Origin of the sequence: Desulfobacter sp. (genome assembly GCA_028768545.1) — a bacterium.
Taxonomy (GTDB): Bacteria; Desulfobacterota; Desulfobacteria; order Desulfobacterales; family Desulfobacteraceae; genus Desulfobacter.
Genome location: CP054838.1, coordinates 3,316,825 through 3,338,929 on the forward strand (window position 1 = coordinate 3,316,825; position 22,105 = coordinate 3,338,929).

The window sequence follows — 22,105 nt, forward strand, 5'->3', positions numbered from 1 at the left end:
AAGCCCGCCTCTTTTTGCACCCCTTTATTTTTATTGAATGGGGCCCGTAAAATTAAAAAGTATAGACAACCCGCCCACGCTTTGATAAGAGTACACTTGCCCCGTATATCCTCATTTTAAGGAAACCCATTATGATCACCATCCCAAAACCAGTGACCAGGTTCGGCAGCCGAAGCATTACAGAACAAGAACTTGAACATATAAAACAAACCATTGATATGTTCGGCAACTTAAGCGTAAAAGAACTGACCCATACCATTTGCGAACACCTGAACTGGCGGACACCTTCGGGCACAAACAAATGGGATGCCTGCGCAAAAATGCTAAGAGCCTTTGAAAAAAAAGGTGAATTTAAACTGCCTGCCAAACGCTTACGATCAAAACCAAAACCCAAAAGCATTGTCCATTCAAAAAAAACAGATCCCAGTGCCCTGCTCTCCTGCGACCTGAAAGAACTTGATCAAATCTGCCTGACAGAGGCTGACACCCGTGAACAAAAAGAACTCTGGAACGAGTATACCGACCGATACCATTATCTGGGATATAAAAAGCCCTTTGGCTACAGAATCCGTTATTTTATCACCTCCGGGGACAGAATTTTAGGCTGCCTGCTGTTTTCAGGCGCAGCAAAAACCTTGGCCCGGCGGGACAGATGGATCGGCTGGTCTTCATCGCAAAGGGAGCAGACCCTGCCATGGGTGATCAATAACTCCCGGTTTTTAATTTTTCCCTGGGTACGGATCAAAAATCTGGCCTCCCATGTTCTTGGCAAAGCAGATGCCAGAGTGGCCAAAGACTGGAAACGCAAATGGGGGTTTTCTCCGGTGCTCATGGAGACCTTTGTGGACCCGGCGCATTACCCGGGCACCTGCTATCTTGCCGCCAATTGGAAATATATCGGCATGACCACGGGAAAAGGACGTGTTCGAAACCATGCATCCTATAAAACCAGCCCTAAAAAGATTTTTGTGCACCCGTTGACCCGCCAGTTTTCCACCCGGCTTTGCCTGGGCCTGGACACCCCCCGCCCTGATCTGCCGTTTGCCGGACACAGGGCTTAGACCCGACAAATATTTGATTAAGCCCTTGACAAACCAAGAAAAAAAGCGTAGGGATACTTTTTCATATATTTAGGCAATAATCTGGATTCAATTTAATAAAATCGTAATAAAAATATAGTAACAAATATATGACAATGCCTTTGGCAATGGTTGTACCTTTTTATTCACTTAAGGATGAGATAAAATGATCAAAGATCTTAAACGGGTAAGAAATATCGGAATCAGTGCTCATATTGATTCGGGTAAAACCACACTTACTGAAAGGATTCTCTTTTATACGGACAGAATCCACAAAATCAATGAAGTCAGGGGAAAAGACGGTGCCGGCGCTGTCATGGACTCCATGGAACTGGAAAAAGAAAGAGGAATCACCATTGCCTCTGCTGCCACCCATACGGAGTGGGACAACCACGGTATCAATATTATTGATACACCGGGCCATGTGGATTTCACAGTTGAAGTCGAGCGTTCCCTAAGGGTCCTGGACGGGGCTGTGCTCATCCTCTGCTCTGTATCAGGCGTTCAGTCCCAGTCCATCACTGTTGACCAGCAGATGAAACGGTATCAAGTTCCCTGTATTGCCTTTGTCAACAAGTGTGACCGTTCAGGAGCCAATCCGGCCAAAGTCAGTGATCAGCTCAAGGAAAAACTGGGTCACAACTCCGTTATGATGCAGCTTCCCATCGGCCTTGAAGACCGGCACGAAGGTGTTGTGGACCTGGTCACCATGAAGGCCTACTATTTCGAAGGCGACAACGGGGAGAAGATGGTTGAAAAACAGATCCCCGAAGATATGCTTGACGAGGCCCAAATGGCCAGAGAAGAGATGCTGGACGAGGTTTCCCTGTTCTCTGAAGAACTGACCGATGCCCTTTTAGAAGAGTCAGACATCACAGAGGAGATGATCAGGTCAGCTGTCAGAACCGGTACGATCTCCCGTCAGATGACCCCTGTTTTCCTCGGGTCAGCCTATAAGAACAAAGCGGTTCAGCCCCTGCTCAACGCAGTGGTCAGCTACCTGCCCTCTCCTTTGGATATTGAGAACGAAGCCATTGACCTGGACAAAAACGAAGAGGCTGTGATTCTTGAGAGTGATTTTGACAAACCCACTGTGGCCCTTGCCTTTAAGCTTGAAGACGGTCAATACGGCCAGCTGACCTATATCCGGGTATACCAGGGATGTATTAACAAAGGCGACACCCTGATCAACTCCCGTGACGGTAAAAAAGTCAAAGCAGGACGCCTTATCCGCATGCATTCCAATCAGATGGAAGATGTGGACTCCATTCCAGCCGGCCACATCGGCGCCATGTTCGGCATTGATTGTGCCTCGGGTGACACCTTTGTCTCACCTGACGTTAATTATTCCATGATCGCCATGAATGTTATGGAACCGGTAATCTCTTTGTCCATCATGCCCAAGGACAACAAAGCCCAGATCAACATGTCCAAGGCGTTGAACCGGTTTACCAAGGAGGATCCCACATTCAAAACCTATGTGGACCATGAAACCGGAGATACCATCATCCAGGGCATGGGCGAACTTCACCTGGAAGTCTATGTTGAAAGGATGAAACGCGAATACCAGGCAGAAGTTGAAACCGGAAAACCGCGGGTTGCCTACAGGGAGACCATCACCCGCAAGGCCCCGTACAACTACACCCACAAAAAACAGACCGGTGGTTCAGGACAGTTTGGCCGGGTGCTCGGGTTCATAGAACCCTGTGAAGAAGAATTTGAATTTGTCAATAAGGTGACCGGCGGCAGAATCCCCACCCAGTTTATCTCTTCCTGTGAAAAAGGATTTCTGGGCTGTATGGAAAAAGGACCCAACCTTGAATTCCCGGTGACCGGTATCAAGGTGACACTTGAAGATGGTGCATTTCATGCGGTTGACTCTTCTGAAATGGCGTTTCAGGCTGCGGCCAGAGGCGGGTTTCTTGAAGCGTATAACAAGGCCAAACCCGTCATTATGGAACCGATCATGAAGGTGGTTATCGAGACCCCCAATGAATTTCAGGGTGCCTGCATGGGCCTGATCAACCAGAGACGTGGTATTATCCAAGGCTCCCAGGAAGAAGGGGTGATGTCAGTGGTTGAATCCCAGGTGCCATTGTCTGAAATGTTCGGATTTTCCACGGTCTTAAGATCAGGAACCCAGGGAAAAGCCCAGTTCACCATGGAGTTTTCTACCTACAAACAGGTTCCCCAGTCTGTGGCTGAAGAAATTGCCAAAAAGAAGGCTGAAGAAAAAGCTGCCAAAAACAAATAAGACCTTTTATACATAAGAGAGGAACTATGCTTAAAAAAGATCTCATTCTCAGAAGCCCGGCTGAAAAAGCTGTTGGCATTGAAAACATCGCTGATGGTCGGTTTGGCGCTGTCCTGTCACGGGCCGGCGTAGGTAAGACCGGTTTTCTGGTTCAGATTGCCCTGACTCAGCTGCTGTCGGATGAAAAAATTCTTCATATCAGCCTGGATGATTCCATGGAAAAAATCAACCTGAGATATGATGAAGCCTATACCAACCTGGTTGACAGTATTGGATACGTTGATCCCCAGAAAGCGGTCCGGTTGTGGGAATCAATCAAACACAACAAAGTCGGAATCAGTTATACTGAATCCTCCTTTGATACCAAAAAGATCCGGGATTATCTCAAGAGTTTTAAAAAGGCCGACTTGGCCCTTCCGACCATCATTGTCATTGATGGTCTGGACTTTGATTCTGACCTGTCTGAAATCCTGGAAGACTTAAACCAGCTCAACAAAGAATTTTCCATTTTCACCTGGCTTTCAATGAAAAGTCACCGGGAAGAACCCTTGAGCAATGACGGATTCCCGGTTCAGTTGGCAACCCATGAAACCCAGATCGACAAAGCCATTTTTCTCATGCCCGTGGACAATAAAATCCAAGCGGTTGTGCTCAAAGACGGTGACAAGACAGACCAAAAATTCACTCTTGATCCGGCCACCATGATGCCAATGGATTAAAGATAAAGCCCAGGACTGTTAAAATTAAAACACCCGCAGATTTTCATAGATCTGCGGGTGTTTTATATTAAATCAGACTGTTCTTTTTTTAGGGCTGTTTAATCATAACAGCATCAAATTCAACCACCAGAAGGGTTTGCATATTTCTTGACACAGGGTAAAGCCCTGTCAGTTCAAAGCCATTCTCCCTGAAGCAGGAAAGGGATTCAATATAGTCAGGCATGTTTTCATAAATGGGAATCACCGATATTTCAGACTGGATCCCCTGTATATTTTGAATGCTCTGTTCTGCCCCTTTGAACACCTCCAGATCAAACCCCTGGGTATCCATTTTCAAAAAGATATTTCTTTTTTCCCCCAGATCCCGGACCAGAAATTCAAAGACCTGATCAAGAGCTTTTACCTGGACCTGCTCCTGGGCCATGGCTGAAAAATCCGTTGCCCAGATCTCTTTTGCCCCGTCGGTCACATCCAGAAAAGAGGCAAAATCATTGGATCGAGGCACATTAATGGTCAGGACTTTGTCCTCAGGTCCCAGGGCAAAATTATGGGCGATCCATTTTTTGTCATTGCCGATGGTCTCTTGGAGTGCCTTGTAACATCTTTTCACCGGCTCAAAAGAGATGATATGCCCCTTATATCCCATCTGCCTGAGCATTGTCCCATACCCCCCGTTATTGGCCCCCACATCAAGGACCAAATCTATGGACAGGGCATCAAACAATATCTTTAAATGGGATTCAATTGTGGGATGGTATTTGTTGATCTTTAAAATCTCAAACCCACAGGCATTGATAATTTTTCGTGGAAAATTCATTAGGACTCAGGATATAAGACAGGAACACGGGGTTTGTCAACACTTTACAAAAATATTCACCCGGCATCCTCCCATTTGACCGGGGGATGATTACCCCCTTCCGTTTGCCCGACTAAACCCAGAGCCGGATGAAATTTTCAATGGCCTTGAACACCCTTTCCTTGCCTTTTCCCAGAAGAATACCATGGCGCTGGAAATCAAAAAGATAATACTCTTTGATGTCTGAGCCGATTTTGTTGAACAGCTTTAAACTGCCCTTGGCACTGACCACAGGATCCTGCCTGGACTGGACCACCAGAACCGGTTTTGACAAGGTCTTAAGCTTGGGGACCAGCTGATCCATGAGCCTTTCCAGTTCATGAATTCCAACGATGGGATTTCGCAGATAATTAATATGGGGATTTTCAGGCTGATTTTCAATAAATTCCTTTGCCCCGGCAGTCAGGCGCAACTTTTTGACCACGGCATTCCAGGTGTCAATGACGGGAACAAAATACGACCCCATATCGTTGAGCTGCATGGGCGGGGCCACGGCAAAAATCGCCTGGAAATCATCCACCCTGCTGGCCAGTTCCAGGGCCAGTCCCGCACCGGTTGAAAATCCGCCCACAATAATTTTTTCACAAGAATGCCTCAGGACCACATACCCCTCTTCCACGGATTCCACCCATTGCTCATGACCGGTGGATGCAAGATCTTCGGGAGCGGTACCGTGCCCTGCAAGGCGTGGGGCATAGACTGTAAATCCTTGTTCATACAGATAATTGGCAAAGGCGGCCATCTCTCTTGGGGCGGCCATATACCCATGGATGAGCAAAACTCCGGCAACTTCATTGGTCTGCTTGAGAAACAAGGGCTTTCCCACCCGTTTGCTCTTGGACTCTTCTTCTATAAAAAAGGCTGAATATGCCCTTGAATAATCCACATTCATCTTTTCAACCAGTCTGGATCTGACCCGTTCCATGATCTGTCTGCCTGGCTGCTGTGCAATCTTTTTCAGGCAAATTTCAGCCTCTTTTACCGGCTCTACCTCGTTGGCCATGACCAGAATCGGATTTTCCAGCCGCACGGAATGAAACGGGCTCTTGGCCCCAAAACGGGTCTGATCTTTGAACATCCTGTCCCCGTCAATGCGGACCACCAAGGTTTTCTTGGCCAGAGATAAAAACCGGCCCACCCGGTCAAACCGGTCATTGGTCAGCAAATGGATCTGGTTCTGATAAAAACTGTCTGACACATTGCACAGCCGGTTCAATACCAGGCAAGTGATGGCGTAATATACCTTGCACCGGAACTCATAAATGTATATCCCCTCCTGCTTGTAGGGAAAATGTTTGAGAATGCAGGCCATGACATGATCATAATTGATGGTGGTCATGGCGTAGACATCTGCCATATACCGCTCCATAATTTGGCTGGAAATGCTTTTAGTAACCGCTTTTGAATAAATATCACGGTTGAACCGCACCCGCCTTTTTATGGTGAGCATACTTTCAATATAGGGATCATTTAAATAGGGATAAATATCAATGGGGTCACCAAACCGGATGGTGATATCCACCCCGGAAAAAAGCATGGATCCTTCTGTCATGAGTTCGTCCATCATCCGTTTGGACGGTTCTTTCATGAGGGTATTGGCAATGGACCCTAAAATATTTTCCCGGGGATTTGCCGGATAATAAGAAATATTTACAGGGACAATAAAGGTCTTTCCTTCCAGCACGGCCTGCTCATCATCTATCTTAAGCTGTGATTTAAGCCGCTCGTATTCAAATGGATTTGTCCCGGACAAACGCCTTAGCCGCTCTTGAAAAAAAGCACACCGAAATGCCTGGACAGCGGCCCCGGTATGGGGCCGGGTCTTTTTTTCGTCTTCAACCAGGGTAAATTGATCATTTTTAATGAGTTTTTTATTTTTAACCATCATGCCTTCTGGAAAAATTATCCATTGGACCTGGCCTGACAAAAGCGTGGTTAAAATTTTTTCATCCCTGAGGGGGTCATGGGTGGAAACCCCGCCAAGCTGATCCATTAGCCCTTTGAGCACCGGAATTTCAAACAATTCTCCGGCAGCAAGGGACCAGACCTGCTTTCCGGTAATGGAATGGACATGATAGGGCATGAAAATGGTTTCAATGCGGGTAAAATGATTGGCGCAGAAAATGACCGACCCCTGGGGAATCTTTTCTTTGCCTTTGATCTGGATGGAGGCCTTTGAAAAGCCTGAAAATGTTTTTAAGGTATACCCGGAAAGCTCAAAAACAAATGGATTCATGACAAGCGTCCTTAAAGCATTGATTATTGATCCGCCTATAGTATATAATATCAGATTGGCTTTGCCGTATTGATAATTATCATACTCAATGTAAACGGTTTAGACAAACACTTTAATGCAATCTACTTTAGGGAGGATGATCATTGTATTCAAAAATTGTCATCTTGGACTTTCCAGCCCAGGTGGCCCAAAAAGCCCTGGTCTGCCAATTGGTTAAAAAATACGATCTTTTATTTAATATATTAAATGCCCAGATCTCAACCCAGCGCGAAGGTCACATGGTATTGGAAATCTCTTCGGTCAGCCGGGCCGGATTCAACAAGGGGGTGGGATTTTTAAAAAAGCAAGGGGTCCTGATCTCAACGCCTGAACACCAGATTTTCAAGGATGAAGAAATCTGCACCCATTGCGGGGCCTGCCTTGCGGTCTGTCCTACAGATGCCCTGTATATCAAACGGCCTGAGATGGAGGTCATTTTTGATAAAGAAAAATGCAGTTTATGCGAACGCTGCATTGTCACCTGTCCGACCCGGGCAATGGGGCTTTTCAGTCAAAACAAGGAAGAGATCGTCTAATGTCCTCTCCTGTGGTTGCCGTGGCCCTGAGCGGGGGAATTGATTCCCTTGTGTCGGGGTTTTTGATCAAAAAGGCATACAAAGAGGTGTTCGGCATCCACTTTACCACCGGCTATGAATCCATGCCCGTGGATACCCATGCCATTGAATCCCAGCTTGGATTTCCGATTCACATCCTGGATCTTTCCTCTGTGTTTGAAAAAGAAGTGGTCTCCTATTTTACCTCCACCTATTTATCCGGCAAGACCCCCAATCCCTGCCTGGTCTGCAACCAGAAAATTAAATTTGGCGCCCTTTTATCCCATGCCCTGGACCTGGGAGCAGATGCTTTGGCCACAGGCCATTATGCCCGGGTGCACAATGGATTTTCCGTTACCAATATGGACGAAACTTGCCCCTGGCTTGAGAAAGGAGTTGACTTGAACAAAGACCAGTCCTATTTTCTGGCCCGCCTGGGGTGTTCACAGCTTGCAAAATCGATTTTTCCTCTGGGATCCATGGATAAACCCAGGGTCAGAAAAATTGCCCATGACCAGGGTCTGGTGCCTGTTATCCCCTCTGAAAGCCAGGATATCTGCTTTATCCGGGAAAAAAATTTTGCCCAGTTCATCAACGACAAACAAGGTATCTCCCCCCTGCCCGGGCCTGTGATGGACATCACAGGAAAACAGGTAGGCACTCATAACGGCCTTCACACATTTACCATCGGCCAGAGACGGGGAATCAATATCCCGGCTTCAGAACCCTATTATGTCCGGGGGATTTGCATGGCTGACAACACCCTCCACGTCTGTTTTAAAAAAGATTTGGGCCAAAAAGAGATGGAGGTCGACCAAATCATATGGAATCATCCCCGTACAGAAACCTGCCATGATCTGATCACTAAAATACGATACGCCCACAAGGGTGCAGCCTCTGTTCTGACCCGGACCGGTCAAAGGGGCAAGGTGAAATTTAACACCCCGCAAAATGCAGTCACCCCGGGCCAGGCCGCTGTTTTTTACCGGGACAACCGCGTATTGGGAGCCGGGATTATCCAATAGGATAAACGCTTCTCTTTAAAATTTAACCCAATCATATATCCGAGCCAAATGAGCAAAAAAACATTTTATATCGAGACCCTGGGATGCAAGGTTAATCACTACGAATCTGACGGGATAGCTGCCGCACTTGAAGACCAGGGTTTTGTCCGTAACATAAAGGGACAAAAGGCAGACGTCTGCATTATCAACACCTGTGCCGTCACCTCCAAGGCAGGCATACAGTCAAGACAAACGATCCGGAGACTGATCCGGGAAAATCCTGATGCCAAAATTATGGTCACAGGATGCCACGCACAAACCGATCCCGAACTTGTGGGTAAAATCCAGGAGATTGACCAGATAATCTGTCACCAGGACAAGGCAAAACTTGCACCGTATATTGCCGCAGACTTCAACGACGAACAGGATCTCTCCTATAAAAAAACAGATCATTCTAAAAATGCCAGATTCATTGGATTTGACAAACCTGTGTCAGGGTCCATGACCCGGGCCTACCTGAAGATCCAGGACGGATGTAATGCCTTTTGCACCTATTGTATTATCCCCTATGCAAGGGGGGCTTCGGTGAGCATGCCCAAGGCCCGGGTAGCCGACCATTTAAAAGGCCTTGCCGCAAAAGGGTTCAAAGAGATCATCCTCACCGGCATCCACACAGGGCTCTACGGTCTTGACCTTGATCCCCCAACCACCCTTTCCGGCCTGGTTCAGGATATAGACAAACACAAATGGGTGGATCGCATCCGAATTTCATCAATTGAACCTGTTGAAATTACGGACGAACTCATCGACCTTGCCCGTCCGGGAAACATTCTTTGCGACCATTTCCACATCCCTTTGCAATCCGGAGACACCAAAATACTCAAACGGATGAAACGGCCCTATACCACCGGAGAATTTGAGGCTGTCGTCCAAAAAATCCACACGGCCATCCCCCATGCCAGCATCGGCATAGACATTATCATGGGATTTCCCGGCGAGACAGACCAAGCGTTTGAAACCACATATAATTTTGTAAAAAACCTGCCGGTCTCCTACCTTCACGTCTTTCCCTTTTCTCCGAGAAAAGGGACCCCAGCCTTTTATTTTAACCCCAAGGTGGAATCAAAGGTCATCAAAGAAAGATGCGCCCGGATGCGGCAGCTTGACGCTCAAAAACGCAAAGCGTTTATCCAGGTCAACCAGGGCAGAATTCTAAAAGGACTGGTCCAGCACCAAAAGGATAAAAAAACAGGGATGCTCAAGGCTGTGACCTCAAACTATATTACCCTTCTTTTTGAGGGAACAGAGGATCTCAAGGGGAAAATTGTTGACCTGGTCTATGATAACGACCATGAAAACCAGGATATCGTTGCCAGAAAAGTCAACCCCTGATGGACCATAACGGTAGATCCCTTTAATTTGAGGCGTTAAAAAAACGGGCGGTCTTTTGAATTATAATCGGTTCATCCGATTAATGCGTACCTTTTATTGTGAAGGTCCAAAAGTTTCAACCTGAAAAACTCCGAATCCCTGTATCCATAAGCTTTCCGTTTCATGGTTTTTATCTTGTTATTTGTCCCTTCTAAAGGACCTGTAGATATCCTGTAATCATAGTATGAAAGGATTCTTTGCCTGTGCACAGCCAAGGTCTTGGCAAATTTCATCAACATTGGAATTTTGGAAATATTGGCCAGATTGATCCAATTGCTGACTATCTTTTCAGCTGTTTCTTTTTTCTTTTGATTCCATATTTGCCTGAGTTCCTCTTTCATGTAGTAGACTACCAATAGCGGCTGATTTATTTTCAATGCTTCTTCTAACCGTTGGGCCTCCTTCTTGTCATCACTGAGGTTTTCGGGATTTTTTAACAAAAGCCACCGGACTCCCTTCAGAAGTTTTTGTTGCCCGGTATTGGCAAGAAGGTTGTAGAGCTTTCGCCTGAAATCCGACAGTTTCTCATTGAACAATTTAACAACATGAAATCTGTCAAAGACAATTGCTGAACCAGAAAGATTTTCAATAACAGCACTCAAGTATGCCGGGGACATATCGATGCTGACGGCTTTGATTTTTGCTTTCGATATTTTCACTTTTGTCCAAAAAGATTTCAAAGCTTCACCACCTTTTCCTTCTCCCACGTGCAGAATTCTACCGGATTCCAGATCCATCACGATGGTCAAGTATTTATGCCCTTTCCCTATGGAAATTTCATCTATGGCAATCTGCCGGACTTTCTCAAGGGGGATTTTTCGATAACGCCTCAGCAGGTCTTCTTTCTGGATCTGCTTTATCGTATCCCAGCTGATCCTTAAATGGATGGCAATATCTTTGATTGTCATGAACTGAGACAACTCCAAGACATACCGTTCAAAAGCCCGGGTATAGCTTTTCCCCTCCTGGGCAAAGGATAGTTTGATTTGCCGGACAAATTGACAGAACGAACACCAAATTCTCTGGATAGCCGTCCTGAGAATCACGGGTTTTGAACCTACCGGTATTGTTCTGAGATCTCTTGTCACAATCCCTTTCCTGGTGACGGACCTGGAATTACATTCCGGGCATTTTACCGCCTCCGGTTTTGGTATGAGTTCAAAAGTGATTATTCCACCGATGAAACGTGTTGTTTTATAAAAGTAGTCACGAAGGCCAAAGGCATGGTATATGAAGCTTGTGGACATTAATTCATTCTCCGATTTTGTGCGAATAACACAAAAAAATTAGAACATGATCATGTTCACACCATCATTTCAAGCATAAAAATCCTTACTGTGTTATTGCCTTCCCAGTGATGTTTCTCAGTCCAGGTACGCGATTTTCTGATGAACCAATCATTTGATTGCCGCAGATACTTCCTGCTTCGCTTTTCCATTTCAGGAGCATAGCGCTGAACCCATCGGTAAATGGTACTGTGATCCACAGACAAGCCCCGTTCTTGCATCATCTCTTCCAGATTCCTGTAACTCAGTTGATATCTCAGATACCAGCGAACATTCAACAGGATGATTTCTTTTTCATAATGACGCCACTTGAAAGGGTTTTCATTTTTCATACTATCTCTCTGCAAATAAATTAGTGCCAAAACGGACTTGTATCAGACATTAATAATTTTTTGCAACAGAACCTTATTCTGGCCCTGATCATGGGCTATGAGGAGAAACGAAAACAAAGTTTTGTGGACCGAATTTTGAGTATCAGCCTGGCCATGGTCACTCTTTTTTTCCTGGTCCGCACCGTGGGCCAGGGCATAATCCTTGTTTTTCCAGACCTGTTCACGCCTGGGACCTAGAAAAAGCATGATGGTAAACAGCTCCAAAAGCCCCGGCATCAAAGGATTTTTACACAATTTTTACACTCCTGCCTTGAAATCCTTTTCCGTCTCATCTATATGAGGCCCATGACTTTCAAACATCCCAACATCGCCGTGGTGTCGCTGGCCAATATTTTTCCCGGCGCTGATACACCCAAACGTTTCATCACCAATGTCCTTGAGAAAAAAGAGGCCATTATCAAAGTCCCGGGTCACAGGTGGGCAGCCCCCCCTAATGTTATGGTGGCCCAGAACGGTCAGGATTGCCCGGAAGGGCTTGCAGCATCAGACCGGGCCGGGCTGATCACAGATTTCCAATTTGACCCCCGGGGATTTCAAATTGATCAAGACCTTTTGGCAGAACTGGACCCTGTCCACCATTTGGTCTTATCAGCAGGACGCAAGGCCATGGAGCTTTGCCATATCACGCCTGAACTTAAAAAAAGCTGCGGGGTCATTTTGGCAGCCATTGCCCTGCCCACCCAGGGATCGTCCAAAATTGCCAGAAAAATTTTTTGCACCCCCACCCCCCAGTCCCTTTCTCCTGTCCATGCCATGGCCGCTTCCATGGTTTCAGCTCCGGCCGCCATCCTGGCAAGCGCCTTGGGATGTATGGGGGGCAGTTTCACCCTGGATGCCGCCTGTGCCTCTTCTTTGTTTGCAATCAAGCTTGCCTGTGAGCAATTGATCCGGCACAAGGCCGATGTCATGGTGGCCGGCGGGGTATCAAGACCTGATTCTCTCTATACCCAGGTGGGATTTTCCCAGCTGAAGGCCCTGTCTCCCACAGGCCGGTGCGCCCCGTTTGACAAAAATGCAAACGGTCTTATGGTGGGTGAAGGTGCAGGCATTGTTGTGCTCAAGCGCTTAGAGGATGCCATCACCTGCGGTGACACCATCCATGGGGTGATTAAAGGATGGGGGGTGTCAAACGATATCGAGGGCAACCTTGTGGCACCGGCCTCGGAAGGCCAGATCCGTGCCATGGCAGGGGCCTACAAAATGGCAGACTGGTCCCCTGAACAGATCCAGTATATGGAATGCCACGGATCCGGCACGGTCAAGGGCGATCAGGTGGAAGCATCCAGCATTAAAACCATTTTAGATCACTTCCAATGCCCTGATGCCGCCCTTGCCATTGGATCTGTAAAATCCATGATCGGCCATTTGCTCACCGCAGCAGGGGCTGCCGGATTTATAAAAACCCTGATGGCCATGAACCAAGGGGTTCTCCCCCCCTCCCTTCATTTCAACGCCCTGCCTGACAACAGCCCCATGAACGGATCAAATATCCGGGTACTATCAGACCCAGAGCCCTGGGAGGTGAAAACAAAAACTCGCCCGCGGCGGGCAGGAATTTCAGCCTTTGGGTTCGGCGGTATCAACGCCCATATTCTGGTTGAACAATTTAATACAGCCTCACCGGTTTACCAGGTGCCGGAACCACCAGAACCCGGAGTTCAAAAGGAGGTGGACTGCGCCATCATTGGTATGGATATTTTGTCCGGGGCAGCCAAAAATCTCAAGGATCTTGAAAAACTCATATTCGGGCAAATAAAACCAGAACCTGAATCAGGGCACCACCGGTGGCGCAGGTCCGCCCACCTGGCCAAGGAGATCCAGCAACGCCAGACCCTTTTTTTAAAATCACTCGCTTTGGATCTAAAAGAATTTCATATCCCTCCCAAGATGCTCTCAGATATCCTGCCCCAGCATCTGGTCATGCTCAAGGCAGCCAAAGGAGCGCTGGCAGATGCGGGTATCAGACCTCGACCTTCAAGTTCAGATCCGCTTCGCCTTCGCATGGGCTGTGCCATGGGCATTGATTTTGATTTCCAGGCCACAGACTTTTACCTGCGCTGGCTTCTCCACGACCTACCCTCCCATGTAAAGGACCATATCAGCCCGAAGTTGAACTTTGACCGGACCCTGGGCGCTTTAGGCGGTATAGTGGCATCCAGGACAGCCCGTGAATTTAAATTCGGGGGCCCCTGCTTTACCCTGTCCGCAGGCTCTGCATCCGGCATTAAGGCCATTGAAACAGGGATTCAGTCTCTGGGAAGCCTTGAGACTGATATTTTCCTGTGCGGGGCCGTGGATTTGGCCGGAGAAATACGCCGGTTCACCCAGAATCTGGCCCTGTCAGAACAGGACCCTTTGGTCCTGCCCTCTGAAGGCGCTGCCGCCCTGGTCCTCAAACGGCTGGACCAGGCCGTCAAAGACCAAGACAAAATTTATGGTGTGGTCACAGGAGCAGGCAGTGCAGGCGGTGCCCCTTTTGAAGGAGAAAAAGGCAGGCAAATGAGCAACCAAAAGCAAACCTGCTATGGCCTGTCTTTACAAAAAGCCCTTGATTCATCAGGACAAAAATTCAAGGATCTCTCGTTGATCTGCCTGGCAAACAGCCAGGATCATATTGATGGTAAAACCGAACGCCACGCGATTGACACCTTTGTCTCCAACGGTTCAAACCCGGCCGCCCCGGTTGAAACCACCCCAAGGCCAGACCTGTTTTGCCCGGCACAAATTTTTGGAAACACCCATGGGGCATCCGGGCTGTTTTCTGTCATCGCCACAACCCTCTGCTTATTTCACGATAGATCTGCCAAAGGGGTTGCACAAAACTCAAAAAAGAAAAAAGCGGTTGACCTGGCAGCCGTGGGAAGCCTGACCCCGGACGGGGCAAGCGCACATCTTATCCTGGCCCCTAGCCCTGTGCCTTGTAAGAAATCTGAATCTGACAAAAATGGAGAGGATACAAAAAAGGATCATCCCCCCTTTCAAATCCAATTGCCCGTCACCCGGCCTCTGATTTCAGAAGAATTTATCCGATCCCTTGGGATCCAGCCCCCGCCTATGGCTGCAGGCCCAAATAAGACCAGACTGGCAGAGCAACATTTTAATTTGCTGAGCGCAACCCAGGATTCAGCCGCAAGAGCCCATGAACTTTTTCTTGAATTTTCCAGTCAGAACATGGATGAAATGGGCCGCCAGATAACGGCCATGGCAGGAGCTGAACCTGGGTCCAAACCTGAAACGACACCAGCCCCCATGGTCACGCCCCTGGCGATAAAAAAGCCTCTTTCTCCTCCTCCCCCAAGCCCCCCAAAAAAGCGGCCCGTCTTCCTGGACCGGGACCAATGTATGGAATATGCCGTGGGCAAGGCAGGCCGGGTTCTGGGACCTGCATTTGACATCATTGACACCTATCCTGTGAGGGTGCGCCTGCCCAATGAGCCCCTGATGCTGGTGGACAGAATCATGGAAATCCAGGGGGAGATGCTCTCTTTGGGGTCCGGTAAAATCGTCACCCAGCACGATGTCCTTGAAAATGCCTGGTATCTGGACGGGGGCCGTGCCCCGGTGTCCATCTCCATTGAGGCAGGCCAGGCCGATCTGTTTCTCTGTGCCTGGCTGGGCATTGATCATCAGGTCAAAGGCAAACGAAAATACAGGCTTTTAGACGCCAAAGTCACCTTTCACCGAACCCTGCCCTGCCCCGGGGAAACTATCGAATACCATATTGAAATCGACCGGTTTCTCAAGCAGGGTGAGATCTATCTTTTCTTTTTTCATTACAAAGGGTATATTGACGGTCACCTTTTTATTTCCATGCAAGATGGCTGTGCTGGATTTTTCACGGAAACAGAGGTGGAAAATTCAGGGGGGATTATACTGAAAAAACAGGATCTGGAAACCATAAGACCTGAAAAAACCATTCCGCCCCTGGTGAAAATGACAAAAGAATCCTATTCAGAGGCACAAATTGAGGCCCTGAGAAAAGGAGACCTTGAAACCGCCTTTGGCAAACAGTTCAAGGGAATCGCTCTGGGCCAAAACCAATGGCTGCCCGGAGGGCAGATGACCCTGATTCACAGGGTGCTTGAACTGGATCCCCTGGGAGGACGATTTGGCCTGGGGAAAATTGTGGCCCAGGCCGACATCCATCCGGATGACTGGTTCTTAACCTGCCATTTTATTGATGACATGGTCATGCCCGGTACCCTGATGTATGAATGCTGTGCCCACACCCTGAGGGTATTTGTCCAGCGCATGGGCTGGGTGTTGTCCGCGCCTGGGGTACATTACGATGTCCTGCCGGGCAATGAAAGTGATTTAAAATGCCGGGGGCCCGTGACCCGAAAGACCCGAAACGCACGGTATGAAATAGAGATAAAGAAATTGGGATACGGACCTGAACCTTACGTGATTGCCGATGCCCACATGTTTTCCGATGACCTTGAAATTGTGTTTTACAAAGACATGGGAATGAAGCTGGCAGGAACTACCCGCCAGGATCTTATGGATTTTTGGAGAAAAAAATGAAATACACCAAAGTGTTTATTGAATCCTTTGGATATGAACTGGCCCCGCACATTGTGACCAGCCTGGAAATTGAAGAAAAAATGGCCCCGTTTTACAAGGCCACCGGATTTATGCCGGGCCAGCTTGAAATCCTCACCGGCATCAAAGAGCGTCGTTACTGGGATGTGGACCACACCCTTGCAGAGCATGCTGCCGTTGCAGGCAAACGGGCGCTTGAAGAGGCCGGGATCGACCCCAAAGAAATCGGAGCCTTAACATTCTGCGGCGTGGGCCAGGACGGGTTTGAGCCTGCCACCTCCTGCGCGGTTGCAGATGCCTTGGGCATCGGTCCCCAGGCCATTGTCTACGATGTTAAATCGGCCTGCCTGGGCATGATCACAGGCATGGTCCAGGTGGCCAATGAAATCGAGCTTGGCAATATCAAAGCAGGCCTTGTGGTTTCCTGTGAGACGGCAAGACAGATTGTAGAGGGCACCATAGATGAAATCAACACCCGGAAAAGCGTTGATTTTTACAAGGAAACCATTGCCACCATGACCGGGGGATCAGGCGCTGCTGCCGTACTCCTTACCGACGGCACCTTAGGACGCAAAGACACCCAACGCCATGCCGTCAAGGGCGGGGTGGTCCAGAATGCCATCCGCCATTTCGGCCTCTGCCACTGGGGATTTGAAGAAAAAGGAATGCCCACGAACAGTCGGGTGATCATGCGGACCCAGGCCCAGGACGTTCTGGACAACGGCACAGAACTGGCCGTTTCCACCTATGAATTGTTCAAAAAAGAGTTTAACATCCCTGATGACAAACCCGACAAATTCATTGCCCACCAGGTGGGGGAAGGCCACCACCAGCGATTTTACACCACCATGAACATTGATCGGAAAAAAGACTTTATCACCTTTCCTTTCTTAGGCAATGTGGGCACGGTCTCTTTGCCCATTACGGCAGCCATTGCAGATGAACGCGGATTTCTTGAACCTGGGGATTTTGTGGCCTTTCTAGGGGTGGGATCCGGGTTGAACTGCTATTTTATGGGGGTTCAATGGTAAGCCGGCAGATCAACCAGACACTGACCTCCACAAAAGGGTTTGAACCCCTTTACCCCTTTGAACCCAATTATCTGGATATGGGCGGGCAAAAGCTGCACTATGTGGATAAGGGCAAAGGCGACCCCATACTCATGGTCCATGGAAATCCCACCTGGTCTTTTTACTATAGACACCTGATCACAGGATTGTCAGCCACCCATCGAACCATTGTCCCGGACCATATGGGATGCGGATTTTCAGACAAGCCAGGGGCAGAGGATTATGAGTATACCCTCAAATCCCGGGTGGATGATCTGGATTCTCTAATCAGCCATTTAAAACTCAATCAAAAAATAAGCCTCATTGTCCATGACTGGGGCGGCATGATAGGGCTTGCCTGGGCCCTTGATCACCTGGACCGGGTGGATAAAATTGTCATCACCAATACCTCAGGTTTTTTTCTTCCAAAGGACAAGCCCTTGCCCATGGCTTTGCGGATGATTAAATATTTGCCTTTTTTTGCCCTGCCTGCTGTTTTAGGCGGCAATATCTTTGCCAGGGGCGCCCTTTTTCTGGGATCAAAAAAGCCCTTGGATCCAGAGGTTAAAAAAGGACTTGTGGCCCCGTACAACTCCTGGAAAAACAGAATTGCCACCTTAAAATTTGTCCAGGACATCCCCATAACCGAAAAAGACCAAAGCTATAAAATAGTGGAAAAGGTAGATCAGCACCTGAACACCCTTGCCCCGGAACAGCTGATGTTTCTCTGGGGAATGCGGGATTTTGTGTTTGACAAACATTTTTTCAACGAGTTCAAACGCAGGTTTCCAACAGCCGAATCCCACACATTTGAAGACGCAGGTCATTATCTTTTTGAAGACAAACCCCAACAAACCCTGGACCTGGTCAAATCGTTTCTAGTTAAAAACACGAATTTTTGACTTTTTGGTTCAGGACAGGTAAAAAAGAGCCTATGCTTGAATTCTTGAAAAAAAAGAATAAAAAAACGCCTGAACCTCCAAATCCCCCTGGGGAAAATGCAGGGGCACCCGGGGATAAAGAGGGAAATGCGCCTGACAACGCCTCTGTAAAAAAGAAAAAACGGTTTTCCATCAAAAAACTGATTTTTATGGTTCTGGTATTGACCGCCGCTGGCACGGCTGGATTTTTCGCCTACACTTGGTATTTTTCAGGTCCGGGAACCCATTCCAGAACTTACAAACCCATGGTCCTTGCCCATGTCAACCTGCCCCCGGAGATGCTCAAATTTTCCTTTGAACATTTTCCAGACCTGTATGATGCTTTGATTGTTTTTAACGGACAAATTGACATTTATGACAGTGAAATCCAGCGGATCCAGGCCATTGGGGAGCAATATCCCGAACAAAATAAAATTGCCCAAAGCCAGAAAAAAATCTGGGTCAACGGCAAAAACAAACTGCTAAAGGCATTTGCAAAACTTGAAAAGCCCGTAAAAGAAACCTTTGTCCTCTTCCAGGTAAACCCGGCCAAGGGCCTTGTCCAGGTAGAGGCAAGCGCCAAAGACCTGACCACCAGCGGCCAGACCGCCTTAACCGTCTCCCGGGAGCAGACCGCCCAGCTAAACGCTTCGGCAGACACCCCCCCGGAAGGGATGGTCCAGACCATTTTATTTAAAATTAAAAAGATATTTTAATGACATCCTATATCAACATCTCCCACAGACTCAAACAATCCTGCGATAAATACCCTTTTAAGCGGGCCGTGGTATACCCGGCCGGACGGGACAAGGCCGGCAGGGTCCTTTACAGCCAGATGACCTTTACCCAGCTGGAAAAAGAATCAGATGCCCTGGCATTCGGCCTTGAACGCATCGGCATCAGCCGGGGCATGCGGACCATTTTAATGGTGACCCCGGGCATGGAATTTTTCACGACCATTTTTGCCATGTTCAAGGTCGGGGCCGTTCCCGTGGTGGTGGATCCGGGCATGGGCATAGACCGGATGCTCCAATGCCTTGAACAAAGCCGCCCCAAAGCCTTTATCGGCATAGAAAAGGCCCATGTGTTAAGATCCCTGCGCCCGGGTTTTTTTAAAAGCGTCAAACATTGGGTCACGGTGGGAAAAAAATGGTTCTGGGGAGGATATACCCTGGACCAGCTCATGGCCCATGCCCCGGAGCCCTTTCCCAGGGCCCAGACCACAGCCAATGAAACCGCCGCCATTGTATTTACCACAGGCTCCACAGGACCTGCCAAGGGCGTGGTCTATACCCATGGTAATTTTGATGCCCAGATCCAGCAGATCCAGGCCCATTTCAATATTGCACCCGATGAAGTTGACCTGCCCACCTTTCCTCTCTTTGCTTTGTTTGACCCGGCCCTGGGCATGACCGCAGTCATTCCGGACATGGACCCCACAAAACCGGCCCAGGTGAATCCGTTGAAAATCATCGAAGCCATTGAAAACCAAGGGGTCACCAATATGTTTGCCTCTCCTGCCCTGCTCAACCGGGTGGGCGCATACGGGAAAAAAAATAAAATTAAACTGCCCTCCTTACGGCGGGTGGTCTCTGCAGGGGCGCCGGTCAGTCCTACCAATATAGAACAATTTTCAACCATGCTGTCAAAGAACACTCAGATCCACACCCCATACGGCGCCACCGAAGCGGTTCCCATCATTTCCATTGGCTCCCATGAAATCCTCTCTGAAACCAAAAAACTTTCTGAACAGGGGTTTGGCATGTGTATTGGCCGGCCCATCTGTGACACCCAGATAAAACTGATCAAAATCAGTGATGATCCCATCACCCAGATCAGGGACACCCTGGTTGTACCTGAAAACCAGGTGGGCGAAATCGCGGTCAAGGCAGATCTGGTCACCAAAAATTATTTTAACAACCGCAAAGCAGACCTTTTGGCAAAAATGGATGATCCAGACGGTAATGTCTGGCACAGAATGGGGGATCTTGGGTGGCAGGATTCCAAAGGAAGGATCTGGTTCTGCGGGAGGAAAAACCATCGGGTTGAAACCGGGAAAGAGCCCTTGTACACCATTCCGGTGGAAGCCATTTTCAATACCCATGCCAAGGTGCTTAGAAGTGCCCTGACAGGGGTGGGGCCAAAGGCCTGCCAGGTTCCGGTAATTTTTATTGAGCCCATGGGGAAAATAGCGAATAAAAAAAAGTTTATCCAAGAGCTTAGAGATCTGGCCAGATCCAATCCTTTGACCTCAAAGATCGAGCATATTCTCATCAACCCCTCATTCCCGGTGGATATCCGTCATAATTCAAAAATCTTCAGGGAAAAACTGGCCGTACAAGCCCAGTCAAAGCTCAAGCTTTAGCCGATGCGAAATACCGTGCCCCGGGCCAAACCCCGGGGCTAATTTCAATTCAATGCAAACCAATGTAAAGGTCCCAATTAATCGGGCAGCAGATCATAAAAATAGAGCATGGCATCTGACCGTGTTATAATCCCGATAATTTTATCATCTTCCATCACCGGCACCCGGCCGATGTCATGGCGGATCATAAGCCGGGCAGCCTCAATGGCGCTTTTATTATGGGGAATGGTGATTAGATTCCGGCTCATAATGGCTTTTACGGGGGACTGCATCTGTTTGGTTTTTCTCACCTTTTTAAAATCCCGCCTGGAAATCACACCCACAAGGTGGTCCTCATCATCCACCACAGGCATGCCTGTGCACCCCATATCCCGAAGCATCATGGCCACCTCCTCCACAGGGGTGGCTGCATTGACCGTCACCACGGGATAGGACATGATATCGGCCAGCATCACGGATGAATACTGATTGCCCTGAATCAGCTCCATTATCATTTCGCGCACGGTCTCAGGATTGGTCCCCTTGAGCAGGGCAGATCCTGCCCCGGGATGTCCGCCCCCGCCCATGCTGCGCATCATAAATCCAATATTCACCTCATCCACCCCGCTCCTGCCGATGACCATGCATTTGTCTTTGTCTTTGTCCTTGAAAATGCCAAAGGCCACATCCACGTTGACAATTTCCCGGTACATCTGAAGCACCATGGCAAGGTTCTGCACCCGGCCGCTGATCTCCATTTCCGACAGGCTCAGGGTAAACCCGTTGATTTCGCTTCGCTCTGCCAGCTGAATCATCTCAAAGAGAACATCCTTTTGTTTTTTCCCATAGGCAGGTTGTAAAAAAGTGGTTAAAATATTCAAATCCGCCTTCCAGTCCAAAAGGAATCCAGCGGCATAGGCATCTTCTGCAAGGGTTGAGGGAAAAGACAGATTTCCCGTATCTTCATAGAGCCCCATGAGAAACAAGGTGGCCTGAATCGGGGTAATGAGTTTACGCTGTTTTTCTATTTCCTGAACCAGCATGGTCACCGTGGCCCCGATTTCTCTGATATGTTTTTCATTGGCCTTCATATCCCCTTTAAGATGATGATCCCATATGATTATTTCAAGATTTGGCTTGTCGGCAAGGACAGAAAGGCGCTGGTCTATACGGTTCCATGAGTTGGTGTCCACCACAATCAAGGTGTCAACCGAATCAATGTCAATCTCCTTTGGACTGTACAGCTCAAACAAATCCTTGTGAATGGATAAAAACGCTTTAAGATTCGCATTCACCGTGCCCGGAAGCACGGGTTTGGCATCAGGGTAAACCAGGGTGGCAGCCACCAGGCTTGCCAGGGCATCAAAATCTGAACCTTTGTGGGTGGTTATAATCTTCAT

General features: G+C 48.3%; 16 protein-coding genes and 1 pseudogene. 11 read left to right on the top strand and 6 right to left on the bottom strand.

What is annotated here, in order from left to right:
- Positions 1-131: 131 nt before the first annotated feature.
- The 3 genes from HUN05_16085 to HUN05_16095 all read left to right on the top strand — a co-directional run bounded on the left by HUN05_16085 (position 132) and on the right by HUN05_16095 (position 4,052).
- A complete protein-coding gene (locus HUN05_16085) occupies positions 132-1,061 on the top strand; it encodes a DUF4338 domain-containing protein (protein WDP86455.1) in 930 nt (309 codons plus the stop codon).
- A 184-nt stretch (positions 1,062-1,245) separates the two neighbouring features.
- The gene (locus tag HUN05_16090; protein WDP86456.1) at positions 1,246-3,333 is read left to right on the top strand and encodes an elongation factor G; all 2,088 of its coding nucleotides are present in this window, start codon (positions 1,246-1,248) and stop codon (positions 3,331-3,333) included.
- Positions 3,334-3,359: 26 nt separating this feature from the next.
- Positions 3,360-4,052: a hypothetical protein gene (locus tag HUN05_16095; protein WDP86457.1), complete on the top strand. Its 693-nt coding sequence runs from the start codon at positions 3,360-3,362 to the stop codon at positions 4,050-4,052.
- Between the two features lie 88 nt (positions 4,053-4,140).
- On the opposite strand, the gene HUN05_16100 is transcribed toward HUN05_16095, so the two are convergent.
- Both HUN05_16100 and HUN05_16105 read right to left on the bottom strand, forming a co-directional pair.
- Positions 4,141-4,869 (bottom strand): FkbM family methyltransferase, encoded by a 729-nt coding sequence (locus HUN05_16100; GenBank protein ID WDP86458.1) that lies wholly within the window; start codon positions 4,867-4,869, stop codon positions 4,141-4,143.
- A 112-nt stretch (positions 4,870-4,981) separates the two neighbouring features.
- On the bottom strand, positions 4,982-7,144 hold the full coding sequence (locus HUN05_16105) for an alpha/beta fold hydrolase (protein ID WDP86459.1): 2,163 nt from the start codon (positions 7,142-7,144) through the stop codon (positions 4,982-4,984).
- A gap of 143 nt (positions 7,145-7,287) precedes the next feature.
- On the opposite strand from HUN05_16105, the gene HUN05_16110 reads away from it, so the two are divergent.
- The 3 genes from HUN05_16110 to mtaB are packed head-to-tail and all read left to right on the top strand — an operon-like array spanning position 7,288 to position 10,133.
- The gene (locus HUN05_16110; GenBank protein WDP86460.1) at positions 7,288-7,719 is read left to right on the top strand and encodes a 4Fe-4S binding protein; all 432 of its coding nucleotides are present in this window, start codon (positions 7,288-7,290) and stop codon (positions 7,717-7,719) included.
- Positions 7,719-8,762: a tRNA 2-thiouridine(34) synthase MnmA gene (gene mnmA, locus HUN05_16115; protein ID WDP86461.1), complete on the top strand. Its 1,044-nt coding sequence runs from the start codon at positions 7,719-7,721 to the stop codon at positions 8,760-8,762. Before HUN05_16110 ends, mnmA begins: the two co-directional genes overlap by 1 nt.
- A 48-nt stretch (positions 8,763-8,810) precedes the next feature.
- A complete protein-coding gene (mtaB, locus tag HUN05_16120) occupies positions 8,811-10,133 on the top strand; it encodes a tRNA (N(6)-L-threonylcarbamoyladenosine(37)-C(2))-methylthiotransferase MtaB (protein ID WDP86462.1) in 1,323 nt (440 codons plus the stop codon).
- Between the two features lie 71 nt (positions 10,134-10,204).
- Here mtaB and HUN05_16125 read toward each other — a convergent pair whose 3' ends face one another.
- The 3 genes and pseudogenes from HUN05_16125 to HUN05_16135 form a co-directional block, all read right to left on the bottom strand.
- On the bottom strand, positions 10,205-11,419 hold the full coding sequence (locus tag HUN05_16125; GenBank protein WDP86463.1) for an ISL3 family transposase: 1,215 nt from the start codon (positions 11,417-11,419) through the stop codon (positions 10,205-10,207).
- A 161-nt stretch (positions 11,420-11,580) separates the two neighbouring features.
- A pseudogene (locus HUN05_16130) lies at positions 11,581-11,790 on the bottom strand (IS6 family transposase).
- Between the two features lie 42 nt (positions 11,791-11,832).
- Positions 11,833-12,084: a hypothetical protein gene (locus HUN05_16135; protein ID WDP86464.1), complete on the bottom strand. Its 252-nt coding sequence runs from the start codon at positions 12,082-12,084 to the stop codon at positions 11,833-11,835.
- A gap of 42 nt (positions 12,085-12,126) precedes the next feature.
- On the opposite strand from HUN05_16135, the gene HUN05_16140 reads away from it, so the two are divergent.
- From HUN05_16140 to HUN05_16160, 5 genes are read left to right on the top strand one after another with little or no spacing between them, the layout of a single operon-like run.
- Positions 12,127-16,374 (top strand): beta-ketoacyl synthase, encoded by a 4,248-nt coding sequence (locus tag HUN05_16140; GenBank protein WDP86465.1) that lies wholly within the window; start codon positions 12,127-12,129, stop codon positions 16,372-16,374.
- Complete coding sequence (locus tag HUN05_16145) at positions 16,371-17,423, top strand: 3-oxoacyl-ACP synthase III (GenBank protein WDP86466.1); 1,053 nt, start codon at positions 16,371-16,373, stop codon at positions 17,421-17,423. Before HUN05_16140 ends, HUN05_16145 begins: the two co-directional genes overlap by 4 nt.
- Positions 17,417-18,343, top strand: coding sequence for an alpha/beta fold hydrolase (locus HUN05_16150; GenBank protein WDP86467.1), 927 nt, complete (start codon positions 17,417-17,419; stop codon positions 18,341-18,343). The genes HUN05_16145 and HUN05_16150 overlap by 7 nt, the downstream gene beginning before the upstream one ends.
- Positions 18,344-18,375: 32 nt before the next feature.
- Positions 18,376-19,077 carry a hypothetical protein gene (locus tag HUN05_16155; GenBank protein WDP86468.1) on the top strand — a complete coding sequence of 234 codons (702 nt, stop codon included), beginning with the start codon at positions 18,376-18,378 and terminating at the stop codon, positions 19,075-19,077.
- Positions 19,077-20,726, top strand: coding sequence for an AMP-binding protein (locus HUN05_16160; protein ID WDP86469.1), 1,650 nt, complete (start codon positions 19,077-19,079; stop codon positions 20,724-20,726). The genes HUN05_16155 and HUN05_16160 overlap by 1 nt, the downstream gene beginning before the upstream one ends.
- A 77-nt stretch (positions 20,727-20,803) precedes the next feature.
- Here HUN05_16160 and HUN05_16165 read toward each other — a convergent pair whose 3' ends face one another.
- Positions 20,804-22,105, bottom strand: coding sequence for a CBS domain-containing protein (locus HUN05_16165; protein WDP86470.1), 1,302 nt, complete (start codon positions 22,103-22,105; stop codon positions 20,804-20,806).

Excerpts from the sequence above, each read along its gene's own strand:
- HUN05_16105 (WDP86459.1), bottom strand. The coding sequence starts at position 7,144 with ATGAATCCATTTGTTTTTGAGCTTTCCGGGTATACCTTAAAAACATTT.
- HUN05_16165 (WDP86470.1), bottom strand. The coding sequence starts at position 22,105 with ATGAAGATTATAACCACCCACAAAGGTTCAGATTTTGATGCCCTGGCA.
- HUN05_16090 (WDP86456.1), top strand. The coding sequence starts at position 1,246 with ATGATCAAAGATCTTAAACGGGTAAGAAATATCGGAATCAGTGCTCAT.
- mtaB (WDP86462.1), top strand. The coding sequence starts at position 8,811 with ATGAGCAAAAAAACATTTTATATCGAGACCCTGGGATGCAAGGTTAAT.
- HUN05_16125 (WDP86463.1), bottom strand. The coding sequence starts at position 11,419 with ATGTCCACAAGCTTCATATACCATGCCTTTGGCCTTCGTGACTACTTT.
- HUN05_16150 (WDP86467.1), top strand. The coding sequence starts at position 17,417 with ATGGTAAGCCGGCAGATCAACCAGACACTGACCTCCACAAAAGGGTTT.
- HUN05_16155 (WDP86468.1), top strand. The coding sequence starts at position 18,376 with ATGCTTGAATTCTTGAAAAAAAAGAATAAAAAAACGCCTGAACCTCCA.
- mnmA (WDP86461.1), top strand. The coding sequence starts at position 7,719 with ATGTCCTCTCCTGTGGTTGCCGTGGCCCTGAGCGGGGGAATTGATTCC.
- HUN05_16085 (WDP86455.1), top strand. The coding sequence starts at position 132 with ATGATCACCATCCCAAAACCAGTGACCAGGTTCGGCAGCCGAAGCATT.
- HUN05_16160 (WDP86469.1), top strand. The coding sequence starts at position 19,077 with ATGACATCCTATATCAACATCTCCCACAGACTCAAACAATCCTGCGAT.
- HUN05_16095 (WDP86457.1), top strand. The coding sequence starts at position 3,360 with ATGCTTAAAAAAGATCTCATTCTCAGAAGCCCGGCTGAAAAAGCTGTT.
- HUN05_16140 (WDP86465.1), top strand. The coding sequence starts at position 12,127 with ATGAGGCCCATGACTTTCAAACATCCCAACATCGCCGTGGTGTCGCTG.
- HUN05_16100 (WDP86458.1), bottom strand. The coding sequence starts at position 4,869 with ATGAATTTTCCACGAAAAATTATCAATGCCTGTGGGTTTGAGATTTTA.
- HUN05_16145 (WDP86466.1), top strand. The coding sequence starts at position 16,371 with ATGAAATACACCAAAGTGTTTATTGAATCCTTTGGATATGAACTGGCC.